The organism is Streptomyces sp. CNS606 (assembly GCF_000426325.1).
In genome coordinates, this window is the sequence record NZ_AUFD01000035.1 from 17,407 (window position 1) to 27,841 (window position 10,435).

The window sequence follows — 10,435 nt, forward strand, 5'->3', positions numbered from 1 at the left end:
TCTCGTCAGTGATCGGTTACTCACTGACCGTAAGAGCGCCGTGGGCTGAGAAGGTTACAGATTGTGTCCCTCCGTCAGGAGGCTTTGTCAGGCGGCGAGTACGCCCACCTTCACCGCGAGTTCCGACGCGCGGCGCCGACGCTCCGGCGCTCGCGCCTCCGTCTCCTCGAGGATGATCCGGCGGGCGTAGCCGTTGTACGCGATGGTCTCCGGCGCGTTCTCGTGCGCCTTGGCCAGTGTCTCCAGCGCGGTCTCCGGCTTCCCGTCCAGCTGGTACGCGCGGGCCTCCTCGATGCGGTGCCGGGCGCGCCGGGGCCGCGACGGGATGCACCGTGCGTCCGCCTTCGCCGCCTGCTTCACCGACTCGCCGCCCGCGTGCAGCTCGACGGCGAGCGTTACCGCGTGCGCACCCATCACCGCGCGGGAGAACGACGTGATCGGGTGGTAGTAGGACTCCGGGAGCTTCTTCGCCGCGCGGTCGGCCTTGTCCCACCACCCCCACGCCGTGCCGGTGTCGCCGCGGCGGGCTGCGGTGTAGCCGGCAGCGACTTGCAGGGCGCCTGCGATCGCGCGCACGTCGTCGTCCGCGTCGGGCAGCTGCGGGTCCAGGTAGGCCAGGGCCTCGGAGGTGACGGTGTCGGCACCGTCGTAGTGGGCGGCGTCGCGGTGCGCCTCGGCGGTGAGCCATGCGGCCATGCCGAGAGCGTGCGGGTCCTCGGATTCGTGCGCGGCGACCATGCCGCGCTCGGCGACGCGCCAGAGCAGGGCGCTGTCGGGCTGGTAGGCGAGGAAGAACTGGCTCAGGCTGTACACCTCGGCGAGCACTGCCTGCGCCTGCCGACGTGCGGCGGGCGTATCGGACTGCCGGACGGCGGCCTGCGCGTCGCGAATCAGATCCGGCAGCAAGGCGCCGATGACGTCGCGGTGATTCGGCGCCGAGTGCCGGGCCGCCCACGCCCGGGCGAGCCGAGCCCGGAGGTGCTCGAGCGATGGGGCTTCGTGGACGCCGCCCGGGCTGGGGAAGGCGTCCACGGCTGCGCGCACTTCGGGTAGGCGGGCGTGGCCGGGGCCGATGAACAGGTGGGTGGGCATGGAGAGATCCCCGGTGAGGTCGGACAGGTCTCGCACCCGCAGAAGCTCCGCCATGCGCAGCACCATCGGCAGGCCCGGAGTCTGGAAGCGGCCCGCTTCGAGCGCCTTCACCCACGAAGGGGACTTGTCGAGCAGCCCGGCCAGGACGACCTGGGTCATGCCGCGGCGTGACCGCAGGATGCGCACACGCTCGCCGAACGCGATGGGCTCCGGGGTAGCATCAGGTGAAGACACGGCCTTGCCCCTATCTCTGTGCAGCTTCGACACCTCACAGGGTATGGGGCGAGGCCGAATTTGCGCGGTGTGAGCGTCAACTACCGCTCGTAGGCATGACGAATGCGCCCCCGCCCGCTGGGGGTGCGGGCAGGGGCGCGGGTGTCGGCGTCCAGGACACCTCCCCAGAGCCGGGACGCCGTCCCGCCCGGGCGGGCAGAGCCTTCGCACGGTACGGGAGCAGAGGTGGTGCCCCGCCGAGGCGCAGCCGACGGAGCACCATGCAGGCCACGGGGATCGGCAGGTCGGGCCCGCGCGATCACTGTTCCAGCGGTGAAGGAATGGGCGCAATCTGTAACGGCATTGTAAAGCGGCTGATGGCAGGTGTCACCAACTGACCCCGGAGCGGCGGCACATGACGAATGCGCCCCCGCCCGGCCCGGGGCGTGGGGGCGCACTGCGTCAGGGGTAGGTGCGTCGAGTCGGGTCGAGCGCGTCCAGCGTGAGATTCACCAGGCCGCCGTCGTCCTCCCACGGTTCGGGGTCGGGGGCGCCATCGCGTCGGCACACCAGCGCGCCCGGACCCCACCCCGGGCCCTGGAGGCTGTAGCCGTCGGGGCACGTCGGCCCGGCCGCGCAGCGCTCGCCCTCTCCCCTTGCGGACCGCGGGCGCCAGTCTCGCCCTGTGGGGGCCGCGAGCGCCGGCATGGCCGTCCTCTCCGGCTTGGCCGTCGGCACCAGCCGCTCCCGGCTCGCAGAAGTCGCCGGGCTCTCCGGATGGGCCGGGGCTTCCCTCCTCCCCGGGCTCGCCCGGCCGCCCCGTCGGCACCCGGTACACCGGGGCGTCACAGGCGGACCCGATGGGCCGACCTCCCGGCAGGTGCGGGGAGCAGCAGCCGTCGCCGGCGAGCATCGTCCAGCCGGTGGGACCATCCCCGCGGGTGCGGGGAGCAGTCGTTGTAATCGAGGTAGCTGCACCGGCCGTCGGGACCATCCCCGCGGGTGCGGGGAGCAGAGACGCAGCGCGTCCCGTGCTTCCCCCGGCCGGGGACCATCCCAGCCGATGCGGGGAGCAGCTCGATCTGCCCGAACGCGGGGCTTGGCGGCTATGGGACTAGCTGGCAGGCGCGGGGTACCTCGCTTGGCTTCAGGGTGCTGGGGGGGAGTGTCTTTGCGCGTGCTGGCGGGGTTGCACCCGCTTGTGGGTGGGGGCGTGGGCGTTAGCTGGTTGGTCGGATGAGGAGGAGGCCGGTTGAGTAAGCGCGTGCTCGACCGATGCCGTTGGTGAGGGCGGTGGTGAGGGTGTGGGCGTCGGTGGCCACGAGAGAGCCCTTGATTTCGGCGCGGACGATGCGGAGCCCTTGGTGGGGTGCGGGTGAGCTGAGTGTGGGGAGCATGCGTACGGAGAGCTGTGATTCTTCTACGGTGGCGCCGATGCGAGGGATGCCCCGGGGACCTACCGGTGGCTCGCCGGGGGGTTGGCTGCGTTCGAGGAACCATCGGCGGACGTGTTCGGGGTGAGTGTGTGAAGTCCGTCGGCCTCGTGCTCGAGGGCCGTTTCCGGTCGCTGGGGTTGCCTGTGTGCGGGTGGGGTTGATGACGGTGCGGAAGGTGTAGTTGTCGCCTTCGCGAATGGTCATGTCGACGGTGAGTGTGGTGGTGGCGCTGGTGAGTGCTGCCGAGGGGATGTTCGACCAGTCGGGTGCGACTCTGGATTGGACGACCAGGACGAGGGCGTTGTTCTTCAGGTCGAGGGACCAGGTAGACAGCACGCCTAGCTGTGCCCGGGGGTCGGGAGCTCCGTCTTCGACCCATCCGTAGAAGCCTGACATCACCGTGCGATGCATGGCTTGGGCGTCGATCAGGGACTTGGCGACGAAGGGGTGCCGGGCGTCCAGGGTGAGGATGCTGTGGGTGGTGACGAAGCGGGCTGTTCGGGTGGCGGTGGTCATGGGATGAGGCTCTCCCAGCCGATCGTCTGTCCGGGGGCAAGGCGGATGCGGGTCTCCCACCGTTCGGTGTGGGCGCGGTGTTCGGGATCGAAGGTCAGGGGCTGGTCGTTGAGGCGGGTCGCGCCGTGAGTGCTGGCGGCGGTTTCGATCCACGCCCAGGGCCGTTGTGCGGTGGCGTTGGGGAGTAGCTGTGTCTGCTGCAGGACTTCCTCGAGGGTGCCGGGGTGTACTCCTGCGGCGATGGTGCCGCTGGGCGGGCAGGACTTGCGGCCCAGCCACAGCAGCCGCTGGGGGTGTTCGAGTGCGTGGCCGAGTGTCTGCAGGAACTGGTGGTCGTGGTGCTCGAGTGCGGCGACGAAGGCCGCATCGGCCAGGTACCAGCGGCGGGTGGTCATCGGCTTCCGGGAGAGGGCCTTGCGTTGGGTGATGAGTGCGCCGCTGGTGGGGTCGGTGGTGATGTACTTCGGTGCCCCGTACCAGGACTCCAGGGTGTGGTGGCCGAAGGTCGGGCCGGTTGAGGTGTCGGTTGCGGGGGCGGCTTGGGCGGCGCGCTGGTGGTCGAGGATGAGGTCGCGGGGGCGGAGGGGGTAGGTGCCCCCGCCGACGGTGTGGTAGTCGCTGATGGGGGTTCCGGGGCGGTCTGCCCGGGTGGCGAAGCGGAGCCGGGTGAGCTGTCCCAGCTCTTCGGAGCGGTCCAGGCCGAGGGCGGCGGCGCACATGCCGATGACGCCGGACTTGGTGGGCCGGTTGAGGGTGTCGCGCTGGTCGAAGCGGGCCAGCGCCCCCCAGGACTGCAGGGGCGCGGCCAGGCGTGTGAGGAGGACGTGGGTCACCGTGTGGTCAGTCCTTCGACGCCGTTGGTCTCGGTGGCCGGGAGGTTGTCCGCGTCCTGGAGTTGGGTGAGGAGCTGCTGGATGTCGAGGTCGTAGGTGAGGACTCGGCTGTTGGCGATGTCGGGCCGCTTGCCGGCGACGAGGCGGTGGTGGTCGATGAGTCGGCGGGCGGCGGCGAGGGAGGCGTGTCCGTCCGCTTCTTCCTGGATGGGCTTTTCGAATGCACCGGCGTAGCTGAAGGGCCGGTCGCCTTCGAAGGCGAGGACGATTTTCGGGAGAGAGCCGGTGCTGGCGGTGCTGTTCTTCTTGGCTTCGGGGAAGGCGTCGACGAAGGCGTCCACGAGTTCGTTCTCGGCGGCAACGGCGGCGGCCTCTGCGCGTTCGCTGTCCATGCCGGCGGCGCGCAGGTTGGTGCGCAGTTTGCGGCGATCCAGGACCGCGTGGCGGTAGAAGGTGCCGGAGATCAGTGCCTGGTAGCCGGTCATGCCGGCGCCGGAGTCGTCGGCGGCGTCGAGGTAGTCTAGGGCGTTGGCCTTGCGGTCGAGTTTGGCGTCGTCCGCGGCGGCGTAGAAATCTTCGATCTGTTCGGAGGGCTGGACGGTGAAGGCGTGCGCGGTCTGGATGGCGCCGTCCACGTTGGGCGAGTCGGGGATCTCGGCCAGGAAGCGTCCGTAGAGGGCGATGTCGATGGCGTCGCCCGGAGCGAGGGCGGCGAGGACCTCGGCTCGGATGTCGCGGGGCAGGGAGGGCAGCTTGTCGGCGTCCTCACCCTCCTGCGCCGGGGCGTCCGCGGCGCTCTTGCTCCTCTTCTTTTTCTTCTTCTCTTCGGCGGCCTTGGCCTGGGCCGTCAGGTACTCCTCCGCCCAGACGGTGACCGCCTCCTTGTTGTCTGTCAGGGAGCGGGCAAGGGTCTCGCCGGCGTTCTTCGGGGCGAAGAGGAGGACCTTGGTGAGGTTGATGGTGCTTGGTTTGTCGCCGAACTTCAGGCCCGTGGCCTCCAGGCAGGCCCGTGCCATGGGCAGTGCCTGGTCCTCGTCCCAGCCCATGGACGTCATGGCCTCGGCCGTCCGCAGTGCCCATTCCCGGGTGCGCATGCCCATGGTGTGGCCGGCGAGGTGTCCTTGACCGCTGTTGGCGCGGTTGCGGGTGTGGACCCGTTCGGCGCGCCGGCGCGCCTGGGAGGTGATCATGTCGCGTTCTTCGCCGCCGAAGACGACCTTCTTGGGCTGGCCGTTCTCGTCCCGCACGGGCAGTACTGCCGCGAGAGTCTCCAGCAGGTGCAGCGACAGGTACTGGTGGCCGTTCGCGTGTTCGGTGGTCATCAGGAGTGCGCCCCGTTCTTCTTCGTCTTGGTGTAAGTGGGTGTGTAGAAGTCGCGGGCCCAGTCGTAGGCGACGTGGCGGCCGCGTTCGTTCCATCGGGTGAGGTCGTCGGCCAGGCGGGCCCAGGAGGGAGGCATGGTGCCGCAGGATCGGGAGCGTTCCACGGCGTGCTGGAGGTGCCGCCAGGGGATGCTTCGGGACGCGACGAGGCGGTCCAGGAGGCGTGTGGCTCCGGCATCGTTGGGCCCGCGTCCGGCCGGGGAGCCGATCTTGCGCAGGGCGGTGCCCATCGTGCCGTACCCGTAGTGCGGCTCGGCGGCGCCGGCGTGGAAGCGGGCGAAGAGGAACGCCACGCGTTCGTAGACCTCCCGGTGCTGCTCCTCTGCGGCGAAGTTCGCCGCGAGCAGCCGGGAAGAGGTCAGTGCCGTCGGGCGGCGCAGGTCCGCGAGCGCGCCGTATTGGTGTGCGCGTACCAGTTGGGCGAGCCATCCGGTGAGCTGCTCGGAGGGTGTGCGAGGTGGACGGTCTCGGGCGGGGTCTGCCTGTTGGGTCTCAGTGGTCATCGCTCGCGGCTTCCTTGAGGTGGTGTGGGGCCTTTGCTGCGGTGAGGAACGCGTGGAGGCGGGCGAGTGCTTGGGCGCGGGCCTGGTAGCCGCGGGAGTTGGGTGGCAGGGAGCACAGTCGCAGTTGCAGGTGGTGGCGGGCGTTGGTCACCAGGGTTCGGCCGTAGTCGGCGAGTGCCTCGTCGACGGGTTCGCTGTGTGCGGTGGCTTCGAGCAGGGCGTGGAAGGGGTCGGCTGTTGCTGCCCAGTGCTGGGGGGTGGCGTCGAAGCGGGCGAGCTGGTGCTTCTTGTCGGACGGTTTGGGGTTGGGGTAGGCGATGGTCCATGCGGTGTAGGCCGCTTTGCCGAGCGCGGTCGCGGTGTACTCGGCCATTTGGGAGCCGGTCTCGGCGGCTTGGCGGAGGTGGGTCTGTCTGCCGGGGACGAAGGGGAAATGGTCGGAGACCCAGTTGGCGAGCTTGTTGTCTTCGCTGGCCAGACCGACCGCCCACAGCGTGACGGGGCGTCCGGTGAGCATCGCCAGCCGTCCGTAGAGGTCGCTGCCTTTTTGCCGCTCGGCGACAGCCGCGTACAGGGCGTGGGACTCCCGCCACAGATGCCGTGAGGCTGACGGTCTCAGCGGGCCGGTGACCTTGCCGTACTTGCGCAGGACGGCGTCCTGGAGGAATGCCTCGGGCAAGGCGGCGTGGAGGTCTCCTGCCCCGATCAGGACGCGGTCCACAGCGGTCTCGCCGCTCGCGGTCACGGCGGGCCGCAGGAGAATGGAGCGGCCCAGGAAGCTGTGCAGGTCGGCCGGCCCGTCGGGGGTGCGGCCGGCCGGTTTGCTGGTGAACCCCCGACGCGGGCGGTCGGTCCAGGAGTAGTTGAAGGTGCCCGGCTCGCCGGCATACGGCTGGAGGTTCAGCCGGAGCGTGTCGCCGAGGGTGTCTCCGAGCGCCAGGACGCGGATCCGCTGGGCGAGCCTGCCGGTGGCCAGGTTGTTGAGCGTCTTCCCGAGCAGGGCACCGGAAACGCGGCCCCGCATGCCGGGGCCGTACGCGTGCTGCGTGAGCGTCGCCCGGAACGCGGCGTCGGCCGGCAGCGGCTCGGGGTGCTCGAGGTGGTGGTGGTCGAAGAACTGGTTGTAGTCCCCCGCCCGTTCCAGGACCAGCTGCGCGGGCCCGGTTCCGTGCTTGTCCAGGTGGGGGGCCAGGAGGGCGTTCTGCCCCAGCGGCTTGTCCGGGTCGAACAGGTCCCAGTCCGCTTCGGGCCGGGATGCCAGCCAGTCGGCGACCGGCTGAAGCGGCTCCCGGTTCTGCACCCAGGCCAGCCATTCACCGGCCGTTTCCGGATAGCAGTCGGCGGCGTAGCACAGGGCGAGCAGGTACTCCAGGAGAGCCACGGTCTCGCCCGGGGTGGAGGCGGAGATCGCCCGGTAGCGGTCAGCGTCGCGCAGCAGCTCCACCAGTCCGGCCACTTCGGCGGCGCCGTCGATTGTCAGTGCCGTGGTGCAGTCTTCGAACCGCGGGTCCCAGCGGGGGCGCGAACCAGGCTCGCCCCTCGCACTCGCTAGCAACAATGTGTGTCTCCTTGAGCGCTGTACGCTGACGGACCGTCAGACTATAACGGAATGAAGGGACACCAGGTCGTGAACTCTGAAAAGTGGCTACATGCAGCCGTTCTGAGCTGGGGGAAGACAGACGTACGGGGCGCCTCGCAAGCCGTCGGCGGCCCAGCCTGGAACTCCCTGCTGGCCCATCTACTGGACACCGCCGCCACCACAGGCGCCCTGTGGGACCGCTACCTACCGCCCTCCGTCACCAGCCGCCTGGCAGACGCCTTCGGAAACGGACAACACCATCACGGCCGCCGCATGGTGATGTTCCTGGCGGCACTCCACGATATGGGCAAAGCATCCGACTGCTTCCAGCGCCAGTTCGGCACCGGCCGCCCCGCCTCCCCCCGCACCCGCACCGAACGCGAGAAGTGGGAGAAGACGGCACGCGCCCGCGGCCTACCCCTGGCCGACGACCTCGACGCCGCACCCTGGGCCCGCCACGAGCACATCACCGCAGCCCACCTGCCACGCCTGCTGGGCTGCACCTGCCAGGAGTGCGGCGGGCAGGCAAACCCCCACCAGGGCCTCCACACCGTCGCCAACCTCCTGGGCGGCCACCACGGCAACATCCCGCAGAAAGACACCGTCGACCGCGCAGCCGGCGCGGCTCCCCTGGACAAGTGGGAGCCCGTCTACCGCGCCCTGGTCGAAGAGACCGCCCGCCTCATCGACGTGAACCTGGAAGACGCCCCCGGACTCGTCACCCCGCAGCGGCCCTCGGCCATGACCCTGTTCGCCGGGCTGGTCGTCCTCGCCGACTGGATAGCCTCAGACGAGGGCCAGTTCCCCTACCGCAAGCTCACAGAAACCACCGACCAATGGTGGGCCCACTCGCGCCGCGACGCCGACGCCGCACTGACCCGCCTCAAACTCGACCGCTGGCAGCCCACCAACGCCACCTGGACCCAACTATGGCCCGGGACCCAGCCCCGCGACTTCCAAGCCGCCGCCACACGCATCCTCCCCCAGCAAGGCCCCGCCCTGGTCATCATCGAATCCGACACCGGATCAGGAAAAACCTGCCTCGCCCTATGGTGCGCCCACCACTTCGCCCGCACCTGCGGCAGCCACGGCCTCTACATGGCGATGCCCACCCGAGCCGCCACCAACCAGATCGCCGAAGAACTCCACACCTTCCTCCAACACGCATCGATGGAACAGACCATCCTCGCCGTCGTCCACGGCACCGCCCCCGCCACCGACATCGTCCACCGCCTCCTGGACGCCACCGACACCACAAGCCGCGACCTGGACGACCTCGCCCCCTACTTCCCCCACGACCCCACCTGCAGCAACCTCACCGACGACCAGCCCCCGCGAGCCGTCCTGGACCCCTGGTACCTCAGACGCTGCCTCGGCCTCGTCGCCAGCTTCGGCATCGGCACCATCGACCAACTCGTGCTCGCCGCACAAAAATCACGCCACTGGTACCTGCGCCTACTCGGCCTCGCCACCAAAACCGTCATCATCGACGAAGCCCACGCCTACGAGCTCTACCAACAAGACCTCTTCAACACCACCATCAGCTGGCTCGCCGACGCAGGAGCCTCCGTCGTCGTCCTCTCCGCCACACTCCCCGCCAACGCCCGCCACGCCCTCAGCAACGCCTGGTGCCACGGCCACGGCACCCCCCTCCACGACTCCCCCACCGACGGCCCGATCACCGTCATCGACCAGCACGGCCACACCCGACGCACCGGCCCCACCACACCGCCCACGCCCCTGCACACCCACATCGACCTCCACCCCGACACCGGCCCCACCGACCTCGCCCAGCAACTCCTTCACGAAGGCCGCCACGGCGGATGCATCGGCGTCGTCCGCACCCGCGTTGCCTCCGCAACCCAGCTGTACGCCGAAGCCATCGCCCACGCCCCGGACGCCGGATGGGACCCCACCGACATCGTCCTCCTCCACGGACGACTCATGCCCCGCCACCGACTGCCCCTCGAGAACACCCTGACCGCACTCCTCGGCACCGGCCCAGACCGCAACCGCCCCAACCCCCGCCGCCCCCACCGGCTCCTCGTCATCGCCACCCAAGTCATCGAACAATCACTCGATCTCGACTTCGACCGGCTCTACAGCGACCTCGCCCCCATCGACCTCCTCATCCAACGCCGCGGCCGCCTCCACCGACACACCCTCAACAACCCCGGCCGGCCCCAACCCTTCACCGCCCCGCACCTCACCGTGTGGTGGAAGCCCGACCGCGACGGCCTCCCCCGAGTCGAACCCCCGGACCACCACAACGGCCGCCACACCGGAAACCCCGACGGGTACGTCTACGCCCCCTACACCCTCGCCGCCACCTGGCACACCCTCACCAACCGGACCGACACCGACGGAACCATCCACACCACCACACCGAAAGACAGCACACCCCTCATCGAAGCCGTCTACGGCACCCCCACCACCACCCACGGCCCCATCGCCGAACTCCTCAACCGCACCCACACCACCTGGCAGAAATCCCTCACCGAAGAACGCCGACAAGCCCAAGAACGATGCATCCCTCCCTACAGCGAACGCCGCAGAACCCCAGTCACCATCCACGAACTCGCCGCCGGCCAAGCCCACGGGGACGGCGACGACAAAGGCACCCAAGGCATCGCCGCCCTCTCACGCCTCGGCGACCCCTCCATCAACGCCATCGCCCTCTACCAACAACCAGACGGCACCCTCACCTACGACTCCGACGCCCACCACCCCGCAGACCTCACCCACACAGACCAAACCACCCCCCAACGCACCGCCCAACACCGCGCTCAACAACGCAACATGCTCCTCAACACACTCACCCTCCCCCACTCCTGGTTCACCGGCAGAAACCCACTACCCCCCACCGAAACCTGGCCAGCCC

7 protein-coding genes are annotated in these 10,435 nt (G+C 69.7%); 1 reads left to right on the top strand and 6 read right to left on the bottom strand.

Translation table 11 applies throughout. The annotated features are described in order from the left end of the window. Positions 1 to 87: 87 nt before the first annotated feature. From K304_RS0119575 to K304_RS0119600, 6 genes are all read right to left on the bottom strand, one after another. Positions 88 to 1,326 carry a helix-turn-helix domain-containing protein gene (locus K304_RS0119575; protein ID WP_027765136.1) on the bottom strand — a complete coding sequence of 413 codons (1,239 nt, stop codon included), beginning with the start codon at positions 1,324 to 1,326 and terminating at the stop codon, positions 88 to 90. A gap of 1,199 nt (positions 1,327 to 2,525) precedes the next feature. After that, complete coding sequence (locus K304_RS32360) at positions 2,526 to 3,257, bottom strand: type I-E CRISPR-associated protein Cas6/Cse3/CasE (RefSeq protein WP_078529390.1); 732 nt, start codon at positions 3,255 to 3,257, stop codon at positions 2,526 to 2,528. Continuing rightward, complete coding sequence (gene cas5e, locus K304_RS0119585; protein ID WP_027765138.1) at positions 3,254 to 4,090, bottom strand: type I-E CRISPR-associated protein Cas5/CasD; 837 nt, start codon at positions 4,088 to 4,090, stop codon at positions 3,254 to 3,256. The genes K304_RS32360 and cas5e overlap by 4 nt, the downstream gene beginning before the upstream one ends. Beyond that, on the bottom strand, positions 4,087 to 5,412 hold the full coding sequence (locus K304_RS0119590; RefSeq protein WP_027765139.1) for a type I-E CRISPR-associated protein Cas7/Cse4/CasC: 1,326 nt from the start codon (positions 5,410 to 5,412) through the stop codon (positions 4,087 to 4,089). Before K304_RS0119590 ends, cas5e begins: the two co-directional genes overlap by 4 nt. Continuing rightward, entirely contained in the window at positions 5,412 to 5,975 is a 564-nt protein-coding gene (gene casB / locus K304_RS30025) for a type I-E CRISPR-associated protein Cse2/CasB (protein ID WP_051308641.1), read from the bottom strand. Before casB ends, K304_RS0119590 begins: the two co-directional genes overlap by 1 nt. Continuing rightward, positions 5,965 to 7,533, bottom strand: coding sequence for a type I-E CRISPR-associated protein Cse1/CasA (locus tag K304_RS0119600; protein WP_486591737.1), 1,569 nt, complete (start codon positions 7,531 to 7,533; stop codon positions 5,965 to 5,967). Before K304_RS0119600 ends, casB begins: the two co-directional genes overlap by 11 nt. Positions 7,534 to 7,584: 51 nt before the next feature. Here K304_RS0119600 and cas3 point away from each other — a divergent pair. Continuing rightward, the coding region (gene cas3, locus K304_RS0119605) for a CRISPR-associated helicase Cas3' (RefSeq protein ID WP_486591738.1) at positions 7,585 to 10,435 on the top strand (2,851 nt) is incomplete at its 3' end.